Source organism: Achromobacter sp. MUI-25009338 (assembly GCF_057359325.1).
Genome location: NZ_CM170627.1, coordinates 3273602 through 3297869, shown reverse-complemented (window position 1 = coordinate 3297869; position 24268 = coordinate 3273602). Strand labels below are relative to the sequence as shown.

The window sequence follows — 24268 nt, the reverse complement described above, 5'->3', positions numbered from 1 at the left end:
GTGATGTCCACGTTCAGCCTATGGGCGAGAGCCGCCTTGGCGGACAGAACCTTGGCATCTCTGAAACCGAGGTCCGGCAGAACGTTGTGAGTAGCATGAGGGGGGGGTGCGCACCATACATATCTCCTGGAAGCTCGGCTCCTCAATCCAAACTATTCGAGTGTGGCGGCAAATACCAGGCAACGGCCTCGACCCGACGAGGATTGGGACGGATTCCTTTGGCTGTGCGCGGCCGCTGCGGGTGCTGCCTATAACCCATTCAAGGCCGGCTCGGACATTCCTTCACCGTACCCCAGGCCCGATGCGGTTCACAGAACTGCTTGCGGGCCGCCCAGGCACAGTCCGGACGTTCAAAAAATCCCAACTGCGCGCAACGTGCAAGCTCGCCTCTGAGCGCATCGAGCCAAGCCCAAGGGTTCTGTGCCGGGATTTCGGTCATGCGCAAGGTCGAGCGCGGCCCCGTCGGCGCGCTAGCCGCCGGTTCGGGCGTGGGTGGGGTGTGCGGTGCTGCGACCGGCTCCGGCGCGGTGGATGGCGGCGGCTCGGGCGCCGCGACTCCCGGCTGCGCTGCCATTGCAGTGTGTGCCTCCGGTTCGACTATCGCCTCTGGCGCAGCCGTGAGCGGCAGAGGTTCCGGCAGCGCGGGTTCGAGCGGCGTCAGCGGCACCCGCTGGGGCCCGGCCGCCGTGGCGCCGGATCGCGCCGTGTTGGGCGAACTCCATGACACCACCAGCAACACCAGCGCGCCGTAGATCGCCAGCGTATAGAGCACGGTCAACGTCGCATAGCCCACGCGCTTGCCGGTGAGGGGACGCGCCTCGTCGCGGCCCAGCAGCTCGCGCCAGCGCACCAGCACTGCGCCCGGCGCGGAGATCAGCCCCCAGCCGAGGCGTCGCAGCAGGTTGGGTTGATGTGGAGGCAGCGTGGCCTGTACCTGCGCGGCCAGCAATTCGCGCAGGGCGCGGTTTTCTTCCAGCAGCCGGCGGGTCTGCTCGTCTTCTGACGCCTGATCCGGTGCCGCGGTACTGCCGGGCTGCGGTGTGTGCGGATCGAGAGGCGAGGTGGTCATCTTGAAAAAAACAGATACAAAATGGTGCGAAGCCAATTATGGGCCACATGGTCCGCCTCAAAGAAGCGAGAAGGTGGCAAAAAAAGGGCTTTCACCTTTGAATCATACGAGTAGTGGCGCGGTTATCGGCTTTGCCCAGGCCTGGGTAGATTGGCAAGATTGACGACCTGATTGCCTACTAGTGTTAGGCAGGTGAGTGGAGTTTCCGTGAATCGTCCAATCTCATCCGAATAGGGCTTATCGCAAATCAACTGTGTGGAGCCGAATGAGAAGTTCCGGTATCCGCAGAGCCACCCAATGGGTTCAGGCTGCGAAGTGACCGTCTGGGTGCAATGGCTCAAGGGTGGAAAACTGTCGACGAGCAAACGATCCTGGTCGGTCCACTTGTCCGGTAGGCGGTAAAGGCTGGGTCTCGCCGCCTTCCCGCCCTTCTCGGCAATGCCCGAGGCAACCAGTGTCCAGTAATTTACTTGCTGCTTGACTGCACTTAGCAGAAGGAGGGACAAGAACGGCGGAAGGAGCAGAATGCCGACGAACGTGCTGACAGCCATTGGCTCGCGGCCCGCTGGTCTGTTTTTTCGGTTGCTCCAGGTGAAAAGAATTCCGGGCACCAACGCGCTGAGAAAAGTGAACCCAACAACACCGATGACGAGAGGAATGCTGTCGGGCTCTTTTCCATAGGCTCGGCTCATTAGAAAGAACGGTAAGAGGAGCAAAAACAGCGCCATCAAGGCAGTGAGGAAAGCGGGTATACCTATCAGAGAAGTATTTTGTTGTTGAGCGCCGTCGGCTCTAGCGGATTCAATCGGATCGGGCGGGCTGGTCCAGACCGCTATGCCGATCAGTAGTGCCGGCGCAGTGTAGACAAGAAGGAGCAGCCAGGTAGGTGGCATGCCTGGTAGCCGAATCACGGTGTAAGTCCATCCTCCCGCGATTAAGCACAATAATGTCCATGCCAACGCTAAACGTCGCGGGACCCTTCCTGGCCGATACGCTGAGGCGACCATAGCGACCAGAAGGGAGGGCAGGGCTAAGCTCAATATCCATAGCAGCCATATCAGGCTACTGAATCACACCGGGAATCGCGGAGGCTGTTTGATTAAAGTAAAACAGGTTCCGCAGCCGGTGCTGCAAGTTGTCGATAGTAACGCGCTTCGGCCTCGGCCGGCGGGATGTCGCCGATCGATCCTAGCAAGCGTTGGTGGTTGAACCAAGACACCCATTCCAACGTGGCGAGCTCCACAGCGGCCTTGGTTTTCCAGGGTGTCCTGCGGTGAATCACTTCCGTTTTGTAGAGACCATTGATCGTCTCGGCCAGCGCGTTGTCGTATGCACTTCCAGTGTTGCCGACAGACGGATTGATGCCGGCTTCACCCAGGCGCTCGGAATAGCGAATGGACACGTATTGCGACCCGCGATCCGAATGATGAATAAGGCCGTCTGCCTGACTGGGGCGACGGTCGTACACAGCTTGCTCAAGCGCATCCAAAACGAAGTCCGTCGTCATGCTGCTGGAGGCGCGCCAGCCGACAATCCGTTTGGCATAAGCGTCGATAATAAAGGCCACATACAGCCATCCTTGCCAAGTGGAAACGTAGGTGAAATCCGCTACCCAGAGCCGGTTCGGACGGTCCGCCTCGAATTGGCGTCGGACCAGATCTTGCGGGCAAGCCGCTGCGCTATCGGGCACCGTCGTGCGAACCCGCTTGCCACGACGCACCCCTTCAATGCCCAGGTCGCCCATCAGGCGTTCGACCGTACATCGTGCCACGCGAATGCTCTCGCGATTCATCTGCTTCCAGACCTTCCGAGCACCGTAGACGCGAAAGTTCTGCTCCCAGACCCTATAGATCTGAGGGCGCAGTTGTTCGTCCTTCTGGGCGCGCTGACTACGCAGCTGCGGCTGCCGACACCGGGCGGCGTAGCGCCTGTAGGCTGACGGGGCGACCTGCAACACCTTGCAGATCGGCTCGACCCCGTATCGATCCCGGTGTTGATCGAGATAGGCGTTTACTTCTTCAGTTCGCGGTCGAGCGCCGCCTGGGCGAAAAAAGCGCTCGCCGACTTCAGAATCTCGTTGGCTCGGCGCAATTCGCGGTTCTCCTTCTCTAACGCCTTGAGACGTTCGCGCTCTTCTGTCGTTACGCCGGGGCGGGTCCCGTTGTTGACTTCCGATCGCTTAATCCAATCCAGTAGGGTCGTCGGTGTGCAGCCGATCTTCGGTGCAATAGACTCGACAGCCGCCCACAGCGACCGGTACTCATCACGATGCTCCTGGACCAGGCGCACCGCGCGTTCACGTACCTCAGGGGAAAACTTGTTGTTCTTGCTCATGGCTCCATTCTCTCAAGAAATGAAGCCTCCTCAAAACCCGGTGTGATTCACTACCCAGAAAAAGCAGTGTTCCAAGGCCGGCTGTGCCGCTGATCGCGAGCATTACCAGAGCTGGGTAATGTAGATCGTTGCTATGGTTCCAAAGAATTAGGACAGGCGGACAAAACGCCAGCGGCAACAGCCAGGGCGAGAATTGGGAAACTGCCTTCAGCATGCGAAGGCGGGCTTTGAAGCGTTGGGCCGGCGTAGCTGGCGAAGCTGTGGAGCCTTCCAATTTTTGAACGGAACTGGATGTAGGCAAAACTTTGCTAGGCTCGGTGTAACCAGTCGATTCTGCCCAAGTTGAGGATGGGGGGGCGGATATCAATCCAGCTTCCAATCTTTGACTGAAGGGATGGATAGCGACCGACGGGACTATCCACAAGATAAGCAGTAGCAGCGATATGCTATACGCGGTCCATTGCGACGGCGTCCAGCTTCCCCACTTTCCCGTGTCCTCGGACACTGTAAGGCAGGTGTACAGTAGCGCGAATAGTGCAGACTGCTGCAGAACAATAAACGCGGCATTACCGTGCTCACGCAGGTGACGATAGGAGGTAACGTACTCGCTGGTTTCCTGCGCAGCTTTCCAGATTCCTCCCGAAACTCGTGCGCTCGCGATATCACGGGCATACTTCGCCGCGCGAAAATCCTGCCGTCTCGCCTGCCAGATGCGGTGCCCTTGGAAGCAGCTAAATGCAAGGACGATCATGAGGGCCGCGACGGCCAGCCACAACCCCCCGTCTGTTGCGGCATGCTTGATTACGATCAAAAGCGTTGTCGCAATGATCAACAGGATACTTGCCATCAACGGAGGAAAATGGCGCTTCTGCGTAGGCGAACTTTGGGTGTCGAGCGAACGGGTTGCGTGAAACACAAGAATTGGCAGAGACGCGAGGTAGGCGAAGGTAAATCCTCCGCCTGCCCATACCAGGAGATCCGGTGCTCCGAGTCCTTGGAGCGAGTGCGATTCGGGGCGCCCGGCCGCTGGCAATACGGATGCGAAAAGTCCCTCGGCGCTCAGTTGCAGGCAGCGCAGGAAAAACATGCCCGTCATGGTCGGAACGAGGTAGCGGACCGCATAATTCTCCCACCAACGATTGTTGCGAGAGGATGCAGGTTCTGACATAGCGAGGCGTTCCTTGTTCGTGCAGATGGCGGCACAGTGAAATGCAAACAAGCCGGCTCTCGCCGGCTTGTATTTGGCCGGGCACGAGGGACCCGGCCCGGAATGGAGAAGGGGAAGGCCTTGCAGCCTGCCCCAACCGTCAGGTGTTGCGGCGCGATTAACGCAGCAGCGACAGAACGGTTTGCGGCACTTGGTTGGCTTGCGCCAGAACCGAGGTGCCAGCCTGTTGCAGGATCTGCGCCTTGGTCATGTTCGACACTTCCGTGGCGTAGTCGGCGTCTTCGATGCGCGAACGAGCGGCGGACAGGTTGTTGATGGTGTTGTTCAGGTTTGCGACAGTGGATTCGAAACGGTTCTGAACTGCGCCCAGGTCGCTGCGCAGGGTATCGACTTGCGAGAGGGCTTTGTCAATGGCGGCAAGGGGATTGGTCGTCGCTGCGAAGGTGGCTTTCGACACATCCTTGTCGCCAATCGTGATGGCACCGGTATCATCAACCGAAATATCCGACGCGCTGACGGCAACGTACACCTTATCGTCTTCTGCCACACCACTGCGCTTAACGCCAGCGCCGGCGGTCACTTCCACGAACAGATTCCCCTTGCTGTCTTTCACCAGCGTACCCTCAGTTGCGTCCAGATCGTCGGCGCCAGTGATGGTTACGGTAGCGGAGGCGAGCGTCGCGGCGTCCGGGTTGTTCAGGAACGCGGCAACGTGCGCCGCGGTGGCCGGGGTGGTGACCGTGCCTTGCGGACCGTTGACGCTCAACTTGTTCAGTCCCAGCGATTCGGCATCGATCTTTTCCAAGTTGATCGTGATCGTTTCGTTGTCGTTGGCACCAACTTGAATCGTCAGCGTGTTGTCTTTCGCCAGAACTTTGACGCCGTTGAACTGAGTTTGTTCCGACACCCGGGTGATTTCCCCCAATCGCTGACCAATTTCAGCCTGGATTGAGTCGAGATCGGTTTGCGAGTTCGTACCGTTCGTGGCCTGCACCGTCAGTTGACGAATACGCTGCAGGTTGTTGTTGATTTCGTTCAGGGCGCCTTCGGTCGTCTGGGCGATCGAGATACCGTCGTTGGCGTTGCGGGCGGCTTGCGTCAGGCCGTTGACGTTGGCGGTGAAGCGGTTGGCGATGGCTTGGCCGGCGGCGTCGTCCTTGGCGCTGTTGATGCGCAGGCCGGAGGACAGGCGCTCGATGGCGGTGCCCAGCGACGATTGCGACTTGTTCAGGTTGTTCTGCGCAACCATCGACAGATAGTTGGTATTGATGACTGCCATGTTGAGGCTCCCAAGAGAGAAAGGCTTCTTCAAACTGGGCAGCAAGGCCGCCCATCGGTGTTAACGGGAAAGTTCGTCGACGGGTGTCTAGGAATCTCTCCGTTGCCAGGATTACGGCAGGCCAAAATCGATCTTTAGGGGAATTTTTGCGAAAGTCGAAATTCTTGTTGTTGCGAGGGGAGAAGAGGGCGCCGATCGCGCCGCCAGCCGCCCCTATATAGAGAAGGCTGCGCCCGCAGCCTCAAATCACCTGCGCGATCTGCCCTTCCTGCGGCAGTTCCTGCCAGGCCTGTTCCTTGAGCTTGGCGCGGATGCGGGCCGTGGCCTGGGAGCGCAGCTGGCAGACGCGCGCTTCGGTCACGTTCATGATGGCGCCGATTTCCTTGAGGTTCAGGCCTTGCTCGTAACAGAGCGACAGCAACAGTTTTTCGCGCTCGGGCAGGGCGTCGATGGCGTGGATCAGGGCCTGGCGGAAGTCGCCGGCCAAGAGGGAGTCCAGCGGATTGCCGTCGGCCGAGCCGTGGGCGAGCGCCGAGGACCAGTCGGCCAGGCCGCCGCCTGTGTCGGAGTCGGCGGCGAAGTCTTCATAGTGGACGATCTGCACGCCCTGGGCGTCATGCAACAGCGTCTGATATTCACCCAGGCCGATTTCGAGTTGTTGCGCGATTTCGGCTTCGCTGGGGGCGCGCATCAGGCGCTGCTCCAGCTGCTGGATGGCCTGTTCGATCTTGCGGGCCTTGGCGCGCACGCTGCGGGGCAGCCAGTCCTGGCCGCGCAGCTCGTCGAGCATGGCGCCGCGGATGCGGGTGGTGGCGTAGGTCTCGAACTGGGCGTCGGCGGTTTCCTGGTAACGCCGCACGGCGTCGAGCAGGCCGATCATGCCGGCCTGTATCAGGTCGTCGAGCTCGACGCTGGCCGGCAGTCTGGCGAGCAATTGCAGGGCCAGCTTCCGCACTAGCGGGGCATAGTCGACCAGGCTGTCATCTGCGTGGGGCATTGCGGAATGTCGGACGGAATCTATCGTGGCGCGCCGCTGACTGTTGCCGAGATACGACATTGTCGACAAACGCGCGGGAAGCGAAAGCGAGCCGATTGAGTGGTCGGCAAGGTGCCATTGTGGGCACTGGAAACGGTTTCATTCCCCGAAGAACGCCGCGTTTTGAACGCTTGTTTGCGTGATTGAGGTAAATTTTGTGAAAAAGTTTTATGTCAAGGTGTATCGAAATCGGCAGGTTGCGCAATATCAACAAAGATTTGTCATAAAAGTCATAGAAAATGACAATACCTGTGGTAAATTTTACTTAAATTGCGAACAAATGATACATTTCGCATTAAAGCAGGCCTGGTTTGGGTCTGCGGCAACGGCGATTGCCGGAAATTTGCGTATCTAAGTCCGCGCGGGCGGGATCGGAACTAGGAGTTTGGGCGTGCAACAAGTCGAAAATTCATTGCTGGCAGACATTCGCGAAGTCAATTTGTCATATTTGTTACTAGCTCAGCGCATGCTGCGCGACGACTATGCGGCGTCGATGTTTCGCCTCGGTTTCAGCAACGAGGTGGCCGATATCCTGATGCGGCTGTCGCCGGCCCAGCTGGTCAAGCTGGCCAGTTCCAGCTCGCTGCTGTGCCGTTTCCGGTTCGATGACTACAGCCTGCTGTCGGCGCTGACCCACGACGTGCTGGGTGGTGCGCTGCAACAGGCGCACGCCACGATCCTGCTGGCCAAGCAGCCTGTCGAAGAACTGGCCTGACGGCCTGCCGCGATCCGGAAATATTGTAATGGCCTCGAAGAGCGTATCCCAGGAAGCGGACGACATCCTGCTTGCCAGTTCCATGATCACCCTGGGAGCCCGGCTGCAGGTGCTGGAGGCTGAAACCAGCCTCAGCCACGACCGCCTGGCCCGGTTGTATCGCGAGATCCGCGGCTGCTCGCCGCCCAAGGGCATGCTGCCGTTCTCGGTGGACTGGTTCATGACCTGGCTGCCGAACATCCATTCGTCGCTGTTCTACAACGTGTATTCCTTCCAGAATACGCGCACCAGCAGCAAGGGCATACGCGCCATCATCGACGCCTACCGGCTGTATCTGGAGAACGCCGGCCTGGACAACGCCGAGGCCGCCGAGCCCGTGCTCAGCTTTACCCGCGCCTGGATGCTGGTGCGGTTTTTCGATGGCGGCATGCTGCAGCTGTCGGCCTGCCGCCAGTGCGGCGGCCATTTCATTGCCCATGCCCACGATCCGCAGTCGGATTTCGTGTGCGCGATCTGCCGGCCGCCGCCCCGCGCCGGCAAGACGCGCGCCGCGGCCCGTGCGCGCGCCGGCGCCCGTTGCGCGCCCGCGGCGGACGCCGCGCAGTCCTGAAGGCGGCCCGGCGGGCTGTTTCCAAATACGTCAAAAGCCCTGGAAAACCCCCCGTAACCCACGTTTTTGGAGCGGGGGGAACAGGGGATCATTGACGCCGGTTTTAGACTACGTTGGCAGGGGCCTGATGTGTTGATTGTTATCGGTTTTCTTGTGGTGGCCGTGTCGGTCGTCGGCAGCTTCATCGCGCTGGGCGGCCACCTGGGCGCGCTCTACCAGCCCTTCGAGCTGACGCTCATCTTCGGCGCGGCGTTCGGGGCGTTCCTGGCCAGCAACAGCAAGAAGTCGCTGGCGCTGGTGAAGTCGGCGCTGCCCGACGCGCTCAAGAGTTCGCGCTACGGCAAGGACGTGTACATGGAGCTGATGGCGCTGCTGTACGTGCTGCTGAACAAGGCGCGCCGCGAGGGCCTGATGGCGATCGAATCGCACATCGAGGACCCCGAATCCAGTCCGATTTTCAGCGAGTATCCCCGCATCGCCAAGGACGCGAAGCTCATGGAGTTCATCACGGACTACCTGCGCATCATGATCAGCGGCAACATGAGCTCGTTCGAGATCGAGACCCTCATGGACGAGGAAATCGAGACCTACCGCCACGAGCGCGAAGTGCCGGCGCGGGCGCTGCACCAGATGGCCGACGGCCTGCCGGCCTTCGGCATCGTGGCCGCGGTGCTGGGCGTGATCAAGGCGCTGGCCGCCGTGGACCAGCCGCCGGCCATCCTGGGCGACCTGATCTCCAAGGCCATGGTGGGCACGTTCCTGGGCATTCTGCTGGCCTATGGTTTCGTCGGGCCGCTGGCCTCGCGCATCGAGCGCCGCAGCGACGAGGCCACCAAGGTGCTGGAGTGCATCAAGACCACGCTGCTGGCCAGCATGAACGGCTATCCGCCGCAGCTGGCCGTGGAATTCGGCCGCAAGGTGCTGTTCTCGGCCGTGCGCCCGACCTTCGGTGAGCTGGAAGAGCACGTGCGGCAGGCCAAGTCGGCGACGACCGGCCGCGCCTGACGGAGCCGTCCATGAGCACGGTAAACAACCACCGTGTGGTGATCCGCCGCAAGAAGAGCAAGGGCGGCGGGCACCACGGCGGCAGCTGGAAGATCGCATACGCCGACTTCATCACGGCGATGATGGCGTTCTTCCTGGTGATGTGGCTGATCAGCGTGGTCCCGCGCGAAGAGCTGAAGGGCATCGCGGAGTACTTCCGCATGCCGCTGCGCGTGGCGATCACGGGCGGGCCCAGCAGTTCGGCCGAGACCAGCGCCGTGCCGGGCGGCGGGCAGGACCCGCTGCGCAGCGACGGCGATGTGCGCCGCGGCCAGGGCAACCGGGTCGAGTCCCAGCCCATGGGCGATGCCGAGCGCCGCGAGCAGCACCGCCTGGAAAACCTCAAGAAGCGCCTCGAGAACCTGATCGAAACCAGCCCGGTGCTGCAGACCTTCCGGCCGCAGGTGCTGATCGACCTGACCACCGAAGGCCTGCGCATCCAGATCATCGACAACCAGAACCGTCCCATGTTCGCCACCGGGCGCGCCGAGGTGCAGCCCTATATGCGCGACATCCTGCGCGAATTGGGGCCGGTTCTGAACGAGCTGCCCAACAAGGTCAGCATCTCGGGCCATACCGACGCGGCGCAGTACGCCCGCGGCGAGCGCGCCTACAGCAACTGGGAGCTGTCGGCCGACCGCGCCAACGCTTCGCGCCAGGAGCTGGTGGCCGGCGGCATGAACGAAAGCAAGGTCATGCGCATCCAGGGGCTGTCGTCCAGCATGAGCCTGGTTAAAGATGATCCGTATGCCGCCGTTAATAGGCGTATCAGCCTCGTGGTGCTCAATCAGAGCACCCAGCGGCGCATCGAAAGCGAGAACGCCGCGGCAGCGGAAATCACCGCTCGCGACGCCCGGGAGGTGGGAACGGCGGTGGAGGCGGCCCAGGCCGCCGTCCGCGCCACGACGGCAACCAAACCAGGCGCGGCGCAGAGCAACCCGCCCGCCGAAGGGGTTCGATAGCAATGGCGGCAACGATACTGGTGGCGGATGACTCGGCGACGATGCGCATGATCGTCCAGGCGACGCTGACGGGCGCGGGATGGACGGTGGTGACGGCCGGCAACGGCCAGGAAGCGCTGGATCTGGCCAAGCGCCAGCCGGTGGACCTGGTGGTGAGCGACTGGAACATGCCCGTGCTGGGCGGCCTGGGCCTCATCAAGGGCCTGCGCGAGGACGATCGCTACCAGGACGTGCCGGTGCTGGTGCTGACCACCGAGGACGACGTGGACAGCAAGATGGCGGCGCGCGACCTGGGCGTCTGCGGCTGGCTGTCCAAGCCGGTGGACCCGGACGTGCTGGTGGAACTGGCGGCCGAACTGCTCGACGAGCAGGCCGGCGCTTAGAGCCTGTGCGAGGCTTTTTATGGTTAACAGGCCCTGGGCGGGTTCATTTATGAAGGCGTGCGGACTATGAGTTCTGGATTGGACCTCAGTCAGTTTTACGAGACCTTTTTCGACGAGGCGGACGAGCTGCTGGCGCAGATGGAGCAGCTGCTGCTCGAACTGGACGTCGGCGCGCCCGACATCGAGCAGCTGAACGCCATCTTCCGCGCAGCCCATTCGATCAAGGGCGGCGCGGCGACCTTCGGCTGCTTTCAGCAGCTGGCGGGCACCACCCATCTGCTCGAAAACCTGCTGGACGCGATCCGGCGCGGCGAAATGGCGCTGCGCACGGACATGATTGATATTTTCTTGGAAACGAAAGACGTGCTCAAAAGCCAGCTGGATGCATACCGAGCGTCCGAAGAGCCCGATGAAGCCGTGTTTGAGCGTATCTGCGCCGTCCTGAGGCAGCTTGCGCTGGAGCATAAGGACCCCGGCGCCGCGCCAGCCCCGGCCGTGGCCCCGGCGCCCGTAGCCCCGCCTGCGCCGGCTCCCGCGCCGGCCGAACCCGCCGCGTCGGCCGAACCTGCCGCCGAAGGCGCCAGCGTGGCGCTGCGGGTGCGGATCACCAAGGTGTCCGACAAGGACGCGGCGGCGCTGCTCGAAGAGATGGGCAACCTGGGCACGGTCACCGCCAGCGAGCGCGCCGACGGCGCCCTGACGGTCTGGATGGACAGCACCTGCACGCCGGACGATATCGAGGCGGTGTGCTGCTTCATCGTCGACGGCGACCAGCTCAGCATCGCGCGCGAGGCGGCCCCGGCGGCCAGCGCGCCGGCCGCCCCGCCCGCGCCCGCCGCGGCGCCGGCTCCGGCCTCGGCCGCTGCGGCCGCGCCGCCCGTGGTCGCGGAGTCGGCCGCCGCAGCCGAGGCCATCACCCAGGCCGCGCGCGTGGCCCGGCCGGCCGCGCCCGCGCACGCGGACAAGGAATCCACCTCGATCCGCGTCGGCGTCGAGAAGGTCGACCAGGTGATCAACCTGGTGGGCGAACTGGTCATCACGCAGGCGATGCTGGCGCAGACGGCGTCCACGCTGGACCCGGTGCTGCACGACCGCCTGCTCAACGGCATGGAGCAGCTCGAGCGCAACGCGCGCGACCTGCAGGAAGCGGTCATGTCGATCCGCATGATGCCGATGGACTACGTGTTTAGCCGCTTCCCGCGGCTGGTGCGCGACATCGCCAGCAAGATGGGCAAGCAGATCGAGCTGCAGACCTACGGCCGCGCCACCGAACTGGACAAGAGCCTGATCGAGCGCATCATCGACCCGCTCACGCACCTGGTGCGCAACAGCCTGGACCACGGGATCGAGACCCCGGAGCAGCGGGTCGCCGCCGGCAAGGACCCGGTCGGGCAGCTGGTGCTGTCGGCCCAGCACAACGGCGGCAACATCGTGATCGAGGTGAGCGACGACGGCGCCGGGCTGAACCGCGACAAGATCCTCAAGAAGGCCATCGCCCAGGGCCTGGCCGTGAACGAAAACTCGCCCGACGACGAAATCTGGCAGCTGATCTTCGCGCCGGGTTTCTCCACCGCCGAGAAGGTCACGGACATTTCCGGCCGCGGGGTCGGCATGGACGTGGTGCGCCGCAATATCCAGGACATGGGCGGCCACGTGCAGCTGTCGTGCGAGCCGGGCAACGGCACCACCACGCGCATCGTGCTGCCGCTGACCCTGGCGATCCTGGACGGCATGTCGGTGCGGGTGGGCGAGGAAACCTTCATCCTGCCGCTGAACCACGTGACCGAATCGCTGCAGCCCACCAATGACCAGATCTATTCGGTGGCGGGCAACGAGCGCGTGATGCACGTGCGCGGCGAATACCTGCCGCTGGTCGAGATGCACCGCGTGTTCTCGGTGGACGGCGCGCAGGCCGATCCCACCCAGGCGATCGCCGTCATCATGCAGGCCGAGGACCGCCGCTTCGCGCTGCTGGTGGACCACCTGATCGGCCAGCACCAGGTGGTGGTCAAGAACCTGGAATCCAACTACCGCAAGGTGCCGGGCATTTCCGCCGCCACCATCCTGGGCGACGGCAGCGTGGCCCTGATCGTCGACGTTTTTGCGCTTGCGCGCGCCAACCGTGAGCGTTGGTCGCAGCCCGAAGCCATTCTGAATTGATGGAGAACCAAGCTCATGGCAGCTAAACCGCAAGCGCCCGCCGCGCGCAATGAAGATGTCGGCAGCGAATTCCTGGTGTTCACGCTGGGCGACGAAGAATACGGGATCGATATCCTGAAGGTGCAGGAGATCCGCGGCTACGACGCCGACACGGTCACGCGCATCGCCAACGTGCCGCCTTTCATCAAGGGCGTGACGAACCTGCGCGGCATCATCGTGCCCATCGTGGACCTGCGCATCAAGTTCAACCTGGGCCGCGTGGACTACACCGAGCAGACCGTGGTCATCATCCTCAACCTGGATCGCCGCGTGGTCGGCATTGTGGTCGACGGCGTGTCCGACGTGCTGATGCTGAACGCCGGCCAGGTCCGCCCGGCGCCGGAATTCGGCGCCACGCTGTCCACGGAATATCTGACCGGCCTGGGCACCGTGGACGAACGCATGCTGATCCTGGTGGATATCGAGAAGCTCATGACCAGCGATGAAATGGCGCTGGTGGAGAGGGCCGCTTCCTGATCGGAAGCGTGGTCGGGACCCGGCCGCAAGCAGGGCAGAGGCGCCATATCCGATCGATGTGGCGCTTTCCTTTAACGATTGCAGTCTAGGAGTGGTGCTTGTGATGCGCAAGTTTTTCGCGAACATGACGATACGCAGCAGCCTGTTGTGGGTGCTGGGATTCTTCTCATTCATGTTGGTGATAGGGGCGGCGCTCGGCGTCCTGTCCCTGCGCATCAGCAACGGAACGCTGGCGGACATCAAGCAGTCGCAGGAACTCGACGACGCCGTCTCGCGCGTGGTGTCCAGCTACAAGGACACGCTGCACGGCCTGGGCCGGGCGGCCACCTCCAACTATGCGGACATCGTGCGCAACGTCGGCCAGGCCACCTTGCTCAGCAGCGGCCTGTCGTCGGAGGCCAGCGGGCTGCTGGAGCGCGCCAAGGCCTCGATGAACAAGGGCCAGGCCGAGTTCGAGTACTACAAGAGCCTGGCGCGTCCCGATGAAGCCGCCGAATCGCTCAAGGAAATCGACGAGTCCTACGGCGCGCTGGTGCAGCAGGGCCTGAACCCGCTGGTCGCGGCGCTCGAAAAAGCCGACATGCCGGCCTACCAGAAGCAGGTGCAGACCGTGCAGGACGCCCTGGAAGGGCGTTTCGCGCGCGCGATCGAGAGCTTCGACTTCTGGCGCGCCAGCAAGATGATGGACGCCCACGAGGTCGCCCAGGTCCGCTACCAGTTCGTGCTGGTGGCCGTCGGCGTGGGCGGCGCGATCGCCGCCTTGCTGGTGTTCGCCACCTACATATTCCTGCGCCGCCGCGTGCTGCAGCCGCTGAAGGAGGCTGGCAGCCACTTCGATCGCATCGCCGGCGGCGACCTGACGGCCCGCGTCGAAGTGCGCAATACCAACGAAATCGGCCAGCTGTTCGCGGCGCTCAAGCGCATGCAGGAAAGCCTGACGCGCACCGTGGCGTCGGTGCGCCGCGGCGTGGACGAGATCACCGTGGGTTCGCAGGAGATCGCGGCCGGCAATACCGACCTGTCCAGCCGCACCGAGCAGCAGGCGGCCTCGCTGGAAGAAACCGCCGCCTCCATGGAGCAGCTGGCTTCGACGGTCAAGCAGAACGCCGACAACGCGCGCCAGGCCAACCAGCTGGCGGCCAGCGCGTCCGACGTGGCCGAGCGCGGCGGCTCCGCGGTGTCCGAGGTGGTGGGCACGATGGAGCAGATCTCGGCCAGCTCGCGCAAGATCTCCGAAATCGTGTCGGTGATCGACGGCATCGCGTTCCAGACCAACATTCTGGCGCTGAACGCCGCGGTGGAAGCGGCGCGCGCCGGCGAGCAGGGCAAGGGCTTTGCCGTGGTGGCGGGCGAGGTGCGCGCGCTGGCGCAGCGCAGCGCCCAGGCGGCCAAGGAAATCAAGGGTTTGATCGAGGATTCGGTGACCAAGGTGGGCGCCGGCTCCGAGCAGGTGGAACGCGCGGGCGCGACCATGCAGGAGATCGTGGCTTCGGTCAAACGCGTGACCGACATCATGGGAGAGATTTCGGCGGCGTCCGAAGAGCAGTCCAGCGGCATCGAGCAGGTCAACCGCGCGGTGTCGCAGATGGACGAGGTGACGCAGCAGAACGCGGCGCTGGTCGAAGAAGCCGCGGCGGCCGCCGGCTCGCTGCAGGAGCAGGCGCTGCGCCTGGCCGATGCGGTGGCGGTGTTCAAGATCAACGCGGGCGAAGTCATCGAAGTGCCGGCCCAGCGGCTGTCGTCGGCGCGGCGCGGCGATGACGATTCACGCCTGCAGGCGCCCGACGCGCTTGCGCTCGGGCACTGAGGATGGCCGTGGCAAGTCCGGCTTACGCGGCCCCGTCCCTGTCGGTGGACCGCCAGTTTGATTTCCGCGACGCCGATTTTTCGCGCGTGCGCAGGATGATCCACGCCCATGCGGGGATCTCCCTGGGCACGCACAAGCGCGAAATGGTCTACAGCCGGCTGGCGCGGCGCCTGCGCGCCCTGGGCCTGCAGGATTTCGGCAGCTATCTGGACCAGCTCGAGAATTCGCCCGGCGCGCCCGAATGGGAAGATTTCGTCAACGCGCTCACCACCAACCTGACCGCTTTCTTCCGCGAGTCGCATCATTTTCCGATCCTGGCCGATTTCGCCAGGCGCCGCAGCGGGCCGGTGTCGGTCTGGTGCTGTGCCGCGTCCACCGGCGAGGAACCGTACTCCATCGCCATGACGCTGGTCGAGGCGCTGGGCCCGCGTGCCGGCTCCAGCACGGTGCTGGCCACCGACATCGACACCAATGTGCTGGCGCGCGCGCGTACCGCCGTCTATCCCGAGGAACGCGTGGCCAAGATGGACGTGGAACGGCTGCGGCGCTTCTTCCTGAAGGGCCGCGGCGCCAACGCCGGGCAGGTGAGGGTGCGGCCGGAAATCGTGGACATGGTGCGCTACGAGACCCTGAACCTGCTGGCGCCGAACTGGGGGCTGGAGGAGCGGTTCGACGCCATCTTCTGCCGCAACGTAATGATTTATTTCGATAAACCCACCCAGGCCAGGATACTGGAACGGTTCGTGCCGCTGCTCAAACCCGGCGGACTGCTGTTTGCGGGCCATTCCGAGAATTTCACCTACATCAGCCGGGACTTTCGCCTGCGAGGGCAGACGGTCTACGAATGTGCGGGCCAGGCCTGAACGGGGCAGTAACCATGAAGAAAATTAGCGTTTTGTGCGTGGACGATTCGGCCCTGGTGCGCGGCTTGATGACCGAGATCATCAACAGCCAGCCGGACATGGAAGTGGTCGCGACCGCGCCGGACCCGCTGGTGGCGCGCGAGCTGATCAAGCGCCACAACCCCGACGTGCTGACCCTGGACGTGGAAATGCCGCGCATGGACGGGCTGGATTTCCTCGAAAAGCTGATGCGGCTGCGGCCCATGCCGGTGGTGATGGTGTCCTCGCTGACCGAGCGCGGCGGCGAAATCACGCTGCGCGCACTGGAGCTGGGCGCCATCGACTTCGTCACCAAGCCCAAGCTGGGCATCCGCGACGGGCTGCTCGAATACACCGAAATCATCGCCGACAAGATCCGCGCGGCCTCGCGCGCGCGGCTGCGCGCGCCCGCGCCGCACGCGGCCCCGGCGTCGCCGGCGCCCATGCTGCGCCGGCCGCTGGCCAGCTCGGAGAAACTGGTCATCGTCGGCGCGTCCACCGGCGGCACCGAGGCCATCCGCGAAGTCCTGCAGCCGCTGCCGCCGGACAGCCCGGCCATCCTCATCACCCAGCACATGCCCGCCGGCTTCACGCGCTCGTTCGCGCAGCGGCTGGACGCGCTCTGTGCGGTCACGGTGCGCGAGGCCGTGCACGGCGACCGGGTGCTGCCCGGCCACGTATACCTGGCCCCCGGCGGCGAGACCCACATGCGGCTGGGGCGCAGCGGCGCCAACTACGTGATCGAACTGGAGGCCAGCGAACCCGTGAACCGCCACCGCCCGTCGGTGGACGTGCTGTTCAATTCCGCGGCGGCGGCCGCCGGCAAGAACGCCATCGGCGTCATCCTGACCGGCATGGGCAAGGACGGCGCCGCGGGCATGCTGGCCATGCGCCGCGCCGGGGCCCACACGATCGCGCAGGACGAGGCCAGCTGCGTGGTGTTCGGCATGCCCCGCGAGGCCATCGCCATCGGCGCGGCGGAAGAAGTGGTTTCGTTGTCCGCGATGAGCGAACGCATTCTGACTCGCCTGGGAGACCGCGGCCACCGCGTATGACGCGCGCGCACGGTCGTTCCCAAGCAAACTTTTCTGGAGTAGAAGATGGTAGACAAGGGCATAAAGATTCTGGTGGTGGATGATTTCCCCACCATGCGGCGGATCATCCGCAACCTGCTGAAAGAGCTGGGTTTCGAGAACGTGGACGAGGCCGAGGACGGCGCGATCGGGCTGGAGAAGCTGCGCAACGGCGGCTTCCAGTTCGTGGTGTCGGACTGGAACATGCCCAATCTCGACGGCCTGGAAATGCTCAAGCAGATCCGCGCCGACGCCGCGCTGGCCTCGCTGCCGGTGCTGATGGTCACGGCCGAGGCCAAGAAGGAGAACATCGTGGCGGCGGCCCAGGCCGGCGCCAACGGTTACGTGGTCAAGCCTTTCACCGCGGCGACGCTGGAAGAGAAGCTCACCAAGATCTTCGAGAAAATTGCCGGCTGAGGTGCGCGATGAGCACGGAAACGATTAACCCGGGCGATTCCCCCGACCTGATCCACCGCATCGCCTCGCTGACGCGCATGCTGCGCGACAGCATGCGCGAGCTGGGCCTGGACCAGGCCATCAAGGACGCCGCCAACGCCATTCCCGACGCCCGCGACCGCCTGCGCTACGTGGCGCAGATGACCGAGCAGGCCGCCAACCGGGTGCTGAACGCGACCGAGCAGGCCGGTCCCATCCAGGACGGCCTGACACGCTCGGCGCAGGCCCTGGACGCGCGCTGGCAGCAATGGTTCGACCAGCCGCTGGAGCTGCCGCAGGCGCGCGAGCTGGTGCAGGACACCCGCGCCTACCTCCAGGACGTGCCCAAGCAGGCGCAGCAGACGCAGTCGCACCTGATGGAAATCATCATGGCGCAGGATTTCCAGGACCTGACGGGCCAGGTGATCATGCGCATGATGGACGTGGTCGGCGCGATCGAGCGCGAGCTGCTGCAGGTGCTGCTGGACAACGTGCCGCAGGAGCGCCGCGAGGAGGCCAACAGCCTGCTCAACGGCCCGCAGATCAGCCCGCAGGGCAAGGCCGACGTGGTCACCAGCCAGGACCAGGTCGACGACCTGCTGGCCAGCCTGGGATTCTGATGCCTGCAAGGGGGAGGGGCGGCCCGGTGCGCGGCGCATCCGGGAATAGCGCCGCTTTCCCCCCGTTTCTTGGCTGATCGCTAAAGCCCCGGGCCTCCTAGAATCTCCGCGGGCCGCTCGCAATCCCCGAATCCGCGAGCGGCGACGACACCGCAGAGCATGGCCGAAGAAAGCGACCTCGAAAAAACCGAAGCCGCCTCTCCCAGGCGCCTGGAAAAGGCGCGCGAGGAGGGGCAGATTGCGCGTTCCCGCGAGCTGGGCACGTTCATGATGCTGGCTGCGGGCGTGGGCGCGATCTGGGCCGGAAGCGGGGCGCTGTACCGGTCGCTGACCGGCGTGCTGCGTAACGGTCTGGGATTCGACCGGCGCGTGGTCTCGGACCCGGGCGCCATGGTGCAGGGGGCGGTCGACGGCTTCGGCCAGATCCTGCTGGTGCTCTTGCCGATCTTCGGGCTGCTGGCGGTGGTCGCGGTGCTGTCGAGCGTGCTGCTGGGCGGCATCGTCATCTCGGGCAAGCCGCTGCAATTCAATTTTTCCAAGCTCAGTCCGCTGTCGGGCTTCAAGCGCATGTTCTCCTCGCAGACCGTGGTGGAGCTGATCAAGGCGCTGGCCAAGGCCGGCCTGGTGGGCGGGGTCGCGGTATGGGTGATCTGGCGCTACCACGACGACATGCTGAGCCTGATGCACGTGGCGCCGTCGGCGGCGCTGACCCGCGCGCTGACGCTGGTGGCCATGTGCTGCGCCTTCATCGTGGCCTCGCTGCTGGTCATCGTGCTGCTGGACGTGCCCTGGCAGATCTGGAGCCACCTGAAAAAGCTGCGCATGTCCAAGGAGGACGTGCGCCAGGAACACAAGGAAAGCGAGGGCGACCCCCACGTCAAGGCCCGCATCCGCCAGCAGCAGCGCCAGGCGGCGCGCCGGCGCATGATGGCCGAGGTGCCCAAGGCCGACGTGGTGGTCACCAACCCCACCCATTACGCCGTCGCGCTGCGCTACGAAGAAGGCAAGAACGGCGCGCCCCGCGTGCTGGCCAAGGGCACCGGCCTGATCGCCGCCAAGATCCGGGAACTGGCGGCCGAGCACCGCATCCCCACTCTGGAGGCCCCGCCGCTGGCGCGCGCCCTGCATCAACACGTCGAGCTGGGACAGGAAATCCCGGCCGAGCTATATACCGCGGTGGCAGAAGTGCTGGCGTGGGTTTTCCAGCTGCGTTCCTGGCGCTCCGGATGGGGAGCCGAACCGGTCGCCCCGACCCGGCTGGCCGTGCCCGCCGAGCTGGACCCGCTGTCCGACACCGCAGCACAAGGAGCTTGAGGAATGAGCGCTTTGCTCACCATGTTGAAAAGTAACGGAGCCGTGCATGCGCGGCTGCTGGCCGGCCCCATCCTGATCGTGATGGTGCTGGGCATGATGGTGCTGCCGCTGCCCACCTTCCTGCTGGACCTGCTGTTCACCTTCAACATCGCCTTGTCCGTGATGATCCTGCTGGTGGCCATGTTCACGCGCAAGCCGCTGGACTTCGCCGCGTTCCCGGCCGTGCTGCTGTTCGCCACGCTGCTGCGCCTGTCGCTGAACGTGGCCTCCACCCGCGTGGTGCTGCTCAACGGCCACACCGGCCCGGACGCGGCCGGCAAGGTGATCGAGGCCTTCGGCCACTTCCTGGTGGGCGGCAACTTCGCCGTGGGCATCATCGTTTTCGTGATCCTGACCATCATCAACTTCATCGTCATCACCAAGGGCGCGGGGCGTATCGCCGAAGTGGGAGCGCGCTTCACCCTGGACGCCATGCCCGGCAAGCAGATGGCCATCGACGCCGACCTGAACGCCGGCCTGATCGGCGAGGACGAGGCGCGCAAGCGCCGCGCGGAGGTGGCCCAGGAGTCGGACTTCTTCGGCTCGATGGACGGCGCCAGCAAGTTCGTGCGCGGCGACGCCATCGCCGGCCTGCTCATCATGGCGATCAACGTCATCGGCGGCCTGGTCGTGGGCGTGGCGCAGCACGACATGTCGATGGGCGAATCGGCGCGCGTCTATACGTTGCTGACCATCGGCGACGGCCTGGTGGCGCAGATCCCGGCGTTGGTGATTTCCACCGCGGCCGGCGTGGTGGTGTCGCGGGTCTCGACCGACCAGGACATCGGCCAGCAGATGATCAGCCAGCTGTTCTCCAACCCCAGCGTGCTGTTCCTGACCGCCGGCATCATCGGCATCATGGGGCTGATCCCCAACATGCCGCACGTGGCCTTCCTGACCCTGGCCGGCGCGCTGGCCTGGGGCGGCTGGATGCTGCACAAGCGCAAGACCGCCGCCGCGGCCGCCGCCGCCGAGGTTCCCCCGCAGGCCATCACCCAGGCCCAGGCCGCCGCGGCCGAGGCCAGCTGGGACGACGTCTCCATGGTGGACCAGCTCGGGCTGGAAGTCGGCTACCGCCTGATCCCGCTGGTGGACCACGCCCAGAACGGCGAACTGCTGCACCGCATCCGCAGCCTGCGCAAGAAATTCGCGCAGGACGTGGGCTTTCTGCCGCCGGTCGTGCACATCCGCGACAACCTCGAACTCAAGCCCAACGACTACCGCATCCTGCTCTCGGGCGTGGAAGTGGGCCACGGCGTGGCCATGCCGGGCCAGTGGCTGGCCATCGACCCGGGCGGCGTGACCATGCAGATCAAGGGCACCCCGACCACCGATCCGGCCTTCGGCCTGCCGGCGTTGTGGATCGACGGCAGCCTGCGCGACCAGGCCCAGGTGGCCGGCTACACCGTGGTCGACGCCGGCACCGTGGTCGCCACCCACCTGAACCACCTGATGCACCGCCACGGCTCGAACCTGCTGGGCCGCCAGGAAGTGCAGCAGCTGCTCGACCGCATCGGCCGCGACGCGCCCAAGCTGGTCGAGGACCTGGTGCCCAAGACCCTGTCGCTCACCGTGCTGCAGAAGGTTCTGCAGGGCCTGCTGGCCGAAGAAGTGCCGATCCGCGACATGCGCACCATCATCGACACCCTGTCCGAGCACGGCCCGCGCCTGGCGGCGCAGGCCGCCGGCGCCGGCAGCCAGCCCGACATCAACGAACTCATCGCGCTCACGCGCCGGTCGCTGGGCCGCGCCATCACGCAGCAGTGGTTCCCGGGAGAGGGCGAACTGCGGGTCATCGGCCTGGACGTCAAGCTCGAACGCGTGCTGTCGCAGGCCATGACGACCAGCGGCGGCCTGGAGCCGGGCCTGGCCGACACGCTGCTGCGCGAAACGCAGGCCGCCGTCGAGCGCCAGGAATCGCAGGGCAACGCGCCGGTGCTGCTGGTGTCGCCCGTGCTGCGCGCGCCGCTGTCGCGCTTCCTGCGCCACCATCTGCCGCAGCTGGGCGTGCTGTCGAACACTGAAATACCCGATGAGCGCATGGTCCGCGTGACCGCGCTGATCGGCGGAGGTAATGGGGCATGAAGATAAGCCGTTTCTTTGGGATCAACAGCCGCGAAGTGATGCGCCAGGTGCGCCAGGCCCTGGGCCCGGACGCGCTGATCGTGTCGAACCGCAGCGTGGAAGGCGGCGTCGAGGTGCTGGCGACGGTGGACGAGGCCCATGACGAGACGCCGGCGCACACCGCCCCGGCGGCGGCTCCGGCGCCCGCGCCGGCGCGCTCCATCGCCGCCTACCGCTCGGCGTACGAGGCGCCGGCCCAGCCGCAGGCCATGCCCGATCCCAGTCCCATCCCTGCGCCCAGCCCGGCAGCCAGCGCCATTCCCACGCCCATGCCCACGCCTGCGGCGGCTCCCGCGCCGTCGATGGCGCGCATGCCCGACGCCCCGCTGCGCCAGCCTCCGGCCATGCCGCAACCGGCCTTGTCCGGCGACGCCGCGGCCGGCCTGCAGGACGCCATCAGCGCCTTGCGCGGCGCGCTGGAAAGCCGCATGGACGGCCTGATCTGGGGTTCGCGCCAGGGGCCGGGCCGCGAGCCTGCCGCCGCGGCGCTGTTCCGCAGCCTGCTGGACGCCGGCTTCAGCACCAAGCTGGTGCGCACGCTGGTCGAGCGCCTGCCCGAGGGCATGACGCCGCAGTCCGCGCTGGACTGGGCGCGCAACGAACTGGTCACGCACCTGCCGGTGCTGCGCTCGGAGGACGAATTCCTGGGCGGCGGGGTCTATGCCCTGGTCGGCCCCACCGGCGTGGGCAAGACCACCACGCTGGCCAAGCTGGCCGCGCGCTGCGTGGCGCGCGAGGGCCGCGACCAGGTGGCGATGCTGACCACCGACAATTTCCGGATCGGCGCGCTGGAGCAATTGCAGATCTACGGCCGCCTGATGGGCGTGCCGGCCCATTCGGTGCGCGACGCGGGCGAGCTGCGCCGCGTCCTGGGCGAGCTGGGCAGCCGCAAGATCGTGCTGATCGACACCACCGGCATCAGCCAGCGCGACCGCCAGGTGGCCGAGCAGGCGGCGATGCTGTGCAACGCCGGCAAGCCGGTGCGCCGGCTGCTGGTGCTCAACGCCGCCAGCCAGGGCGATACGCTGGACGAGGTCGCGCACGCCTATCGCAACGGCGTGGGCGAGGACGTGGCCGGCTGCATCATCACCAAGCTGGACGAGGCCACCCGCCTGGGCGCGGCGCTGGACACGGCCATCCGCCACCGCCTGCCGATCCATTACGTCTCGGTCGGGCAGAAAGTGCCCGAGCACATGGAGCTGGCCCGCGCCGACGCGCTGGTGGACCGGACGTTCTCCATGGTCGAGCGGGCGCGCGCGCTGTACACGCCCAGCGAAGCCGACCTGGCCTCGCTGGTGCCGGCCGCGCGCGAGGCCGAAAGCGCCGACCCGGCGCGCCGCCGCCAACTGCTGGCTTCGGCCATCCTGCGCCCGCAGGGCGCGGCGGCCTCGGTCGACGCCGCGCAGAACCTGGACGACACCATCGCCTGGCTGGAGAACGACGCGGCCTGCGTGCAGGCGCGCGCCGCCTGGCGCGAGTACGTGGGCGACGGCGCCACGCTGGCGGCGCTGGGCGACGAGCCGGCGGCCATGGTGCGCCGCGAATTTTCGGCCGTCTGCGGCCGCCACCTGCTGGCCGTGCACGGCAAGGCCGCCATGCAGGGCGAAGGCCTGCCCGGCGGCGCGCTGCTGGGCACGCTGCTCATGAGCGACCGCGGCGCGGCGCTGGCCGCGCCCGCGCAGCAGCTGGCGCTGGCGCACGGCACGCTGGCCTCGTTCGCGCCGGCGCAGCCGGCCCAGGCCGATGCGGCCGTGGCGCTGCAGGCGCGGGTGGAATGGCTGGGCGGCAAGCTGGAGCGCCTGCCGGTGGTGCATATGCTGGAGTCCGGCACGGCGGCCCTGTGGCCGGCGTTGAGCGGGCAGGGCGTGTCGTGGGTGGCGCGCTGCGCCGGCGGCCAGCGCGTGATCCAGGACGACTGCCCCACCAATCTGAACGCCGTGGGCAAAAGCCTGGGCTATCTGCCCGTGGGCCAGCCCGGCGACATGCCGGGCCTGTACGCGGCGTCCGGGAACGGGCGCGTGCCGCTGGCGCTGTGGGCCTCGGGCACGGAAGTCGCGCTGCCCGGCCGCGGCGAGCGCGCGCCGCTGCGGCTGGTCTGCGCCCGCCTGATCGACACGGTCAGCGGCGAGGTGGCCGGGCAACTGTTCGGCATGACCAACCTGCCGGCCTCCCAGGCCGACGCCGCCACGGTGGCGCGCTGGCTGGTGCTGCAGAATGAAGCCCGCGCCGCGTTCCGCTTCATGCCCGCCGCATGGCAGGCGCTGCCCGCCGTCGATGGTCCGCACGCGCTGGCGCGCCAGGCCCTGATGGCCGGCCAGCTGGCCGCCGCGTCCTGGCAGCTGGCGCATTCCCCGGCCGCCGCCATGGTGCAGCAGCCCCTGTCGGGCATCATGGGCACCGAGCGCAAGCTACCCGCCCGCCTGCTGCCGGTGGCGCTGCTGAAGATGTACGCGCTGCTGGAGATGACGGCGTAATGGCGGGGGAATGATGGTGCGATGCCGGCGCAATGGCGTAGGATGGGTGTAGCGCGAGAATGATTCACGTAGGAAAGAGGCGTGCAGCGCGCGTAACCCTTCGGCCGGCGAAAGCCGGCTTTTTTCTGGGCAAAAATATTCTTGGCGCTACGAAAAGCGGCGGCTTTCGCCGCCTGATGGGTTACGCGCGCTCGACACTTGAGTTCTTGTGTAAAGCATTTTCGC

General features: G+C 65.5%; 21 protein-coding genes and 1 other annotated feature. Of the genes, 15 read left to right on the top strand and 6 right to left on the bottom strand.

Going from position 1 to position 24268, the window contains the following annotated elements; translation table 11 throughout:
* Positions 1-259: 259 nt before the first annotated feature.
* The 6 genes from AC1IQ6_RS15640 to AC1IQ6_RS15615 form a co-directional block, all read right to left on the bottom strand.
* A complete protein-coding gene (locus AC1IQ6_RS15640) occupies positions 260-1105 on the bottom strand; it encodes a hypothetical protein (protein ID WP_485864895.1) in 846 nt (281 codons plus the stop codon).
* An 86-nt stretch (positions 1106-1191) separates the two neighbouring features.
* The gene (locus tag AC1IQ6_RS15635) at positions 1192-1962 is read right to left on the bottom strand and encodes a hypothetical protein (protein WP_485864894.1); all 771 of its coding nucleotides are present in this window, start codon (positions 1960-1962) and stop codon (positions 1192-1194) included.
* Between the two features lie 206 nt (positions 1963-2168).
* A protein-coding gene (locus AC1IQ6_RS15630) for an IS3 family transposase (RefSeq protein WP_485864893.1) occupies positions 2169-3403 on the bottom strand; the annotation gives its coding sequence in 2 pieces (ribosomal slippage) (positions 2169-3124 and positions 3124-3403; 1236 coding nt in all).
* Positions 3009-3125, bottom strand: a sequence feature (AL1L pseudoknot). Its footprint overlaps the gene before it by 117 nt.
* Positions 3375-4571 (bottom strand): hypothetical protein, encoded by a 1197-nt coding sequence (locus AC1IQ6_RS15625; protein WP_485864892.1) that lies wholly within the window; start codon positions 4569-4571, stop codon positions 3375-3377. Before AC1IQ6_RS15625 ends, AC1IQ6_RS15630 begins: the two co-directional genes overlap by 29 nt.
* A 157-nt stretch (positions 4572-4728) precedes the next feature.
* Positions 4729-5850, bottom strand: a complete 1122-nt coding sequence (locus AC1IQ6_RS15620; RefSeq protein ID WP_485864891.1) for a FliC/FljB family flagellin — start codon at positions 5848-5850, stop codon at positions 4729-4731.
* Positions 5851-6091: 241 nt separating this feature from the next.
* Positions 6092-6847 carry an RNA polymerase sigma factor FliA gene (locus AC1IQ6_RS15615; RefSeq protein ID WP_102770884.1) on the bottom strand — a complete coding sequence of 252 codons (756 nt, stop codon included), beginning with the start codon at positions 6845-6847 and terminating at the stop codon, positions 6092-6094.
* Between the two features lie 430 nt (positions 6848-7277).
* On the opposite strand from AC1IQ6_RS15615, the gene flhD reads away from it, so the two are divergent.
* The 15 genes from flhD to flhF all read left to right on the top strand — a co-directional run bounded on the left by flhD (position 7278) and on the right by flhF (position 24043).
* Positions 7278-7601: a flagellar transcriptional regulator FlhD gene (gene flhD / locus AC1IQ6_RS15610; RefSeq protein WP_006219025.1), complete on the top strand. Its 324-nt coding sequence runs from the start codon at positions 7278-7280 to the stop codon at positions 7599-7601.
* A gap of 28 nt (positions 7602-7629) precedes the next feature.
* Complete coding sequence (gene flhC, locus AC1IQ6_RS15605) at positions 7630-8211, top strand: flagellar transcriptional regulator FlhC (protein ID WP_485864890.1); 582 nt, start codon at positions 7630-7632, stop codon at positions 8209-8211.
* Between the two features lie 129 nt (positions 8212-8340).
* Positions 8341-9216 carry a flagellar motor stator protein MotA gene (gene motA, locus AC1IQ6_RS15600; RefSeq protein ID WP_102770886.1) on the top strand — a complete coding sequence of 292 codons (876 nt, stop codon included), beginning with the start codon at positions 8341-8343 and terminating at the stop codon, positions 9214-9216.
* Positions 9217-9227: 11 nt separating this feature from the next.
* Positions 9228-10217 (top strand): flagellar motor protein MotB, encoded by a 990-nt coding sequence (gene motB, locus AC1IQ6_RS15595; RefSeq protein ID WP_102770887.1) that lies wholly within the window; start codon positions 9228-9230, stop codon positions 10215-10217.
* Positions 10218-10219: 2 nt separating this feature from the next.
* Entirely contained in the window at positions 10220-10600 is a 381-nt protein-coding gene (locus tag AC1IQ6_RS15590; RefSeq protein WP_102770888.1) for a response regulator, read from the top strand.
* A 66-nt stretch (positions 10601-10666) separates the two neighbouring features.
* Complete coding sequence (gene cheA / locus AC1IQ6_RS15585; RefSeq protein ID WP_485864889.1) at positions 10667-12760, top strand: chemotaxis protein CheA; 2094 nt, start codon at positions 10667-10669, stop codon at positions 12758-12760.
* Positions 12761-12775: 15 nt separating this feature from the next.
* A complete protein-coding gene (cheW, locus tag AC1IQ6_RS15580) occupies positions 12776-13276 on the top strand; it encodes a chemotaxis protein CheW (protein WP_485864888.1) in 501 nt (166 codons plus the stop codon).
* Positions 13277-13379: 103 nt separating this feature from the next.
* Positions 13380-15083, top strand: a complete 1704-nt coding sequence (locus AC1IQ6_RS15575) for a methyl-accepting chemotaxis protein (RefSeq protein ID WP_102770891.1) — start codon at positions 13380-13382, stop codon at positions 15081-15083.
* A 2-nt stretch (positions 15084-15085) separates the two neighbouring features.
* Complete coding sequence (locus AC1IQ6_RS15570; RefSeq protein WP_102770892.1) at positions 15086-15946, top strand: CheR family methyltransferase; 861 nt, start codon at positions 15086-15088, stop codon at positions 15944-15946.
* Between the two features lie 14 nt (positions 15947-15960).
* Positions 15961-17019, top strand: coding sequence for a protein-glutamate methylesterase/protein-glutamine glutaminase (locus AC1IQ6_RS15565; protein ID WP_102770893.1), 1059 nt, complete (start codon positions 15961-15963; stop codon positions 17017-17019).
* A gap of 45 nt (positions 17020-17064) precedes the next feature.
* Positions 17065-17454 (top strand): chemotaxis response regulator CheY, encoded by a 390-nt coding sequence (gene cheY / locus AC1IQ6_RS15560; RefSeq protein ID WP_054425971.1) that lies wholly within the window; start codon positions 17065-17067, stop codon positions 17452-17454.
* 8 nt (positions 17455-17462) lie between these two features.
* Complete coding sequence (gene cheZ, locus AC1IQ6_RS15555; protein WP_102770894.1) at positions 17463-18092, top strand: protein phosphatase CheZ; 630 nt, start codon at positions 17463-17465, stop codon at positions 18090-18092.
* A gap of 159 nt (positions 18093-18251) precedes the next feature.
* Complete coding sequence (gene flhB, locus AC1IQ6_RS15550) at positions 18252-19406, top strand: flagellar biosynthesis protein FlhB (protein ID WP_102770895.1); 1155 nt, start codon at positions 18252-18254, stop codon at positions 19404-19406.
* A gap of 3 nt (positions 19407-19409) precedes the next feature.
* The gene (gene flhA / locus AC1IQ6_RS15545) at positions 19410-21530 is read left to right on the top strand and encodes a flagellar biosynthesis protein FlhA (RefSeq protein WP_102770896.1); all 2121 of its coding nucleotides are present in this window, start codon (positions 19410-19412) and stop codon (positions 21528-21530) included.
* Positions 21527-24043, top strand: a complete 2517-nt coding sequence (gene flhF / locus AC1IQ6_RS15540) for a flagellar biosynthesis GTPase FlhF (RefSeq protein ID WP_485864887.1) — start codon at positions 21527-21529, stop codon at positions 24041-24043. Before flhA ends, flhF begins: the two co-directional genes overlap by 4 nt.
* The last annotated feature ends 225 nt before the right edge of the window (positions 24044-24268 follow it).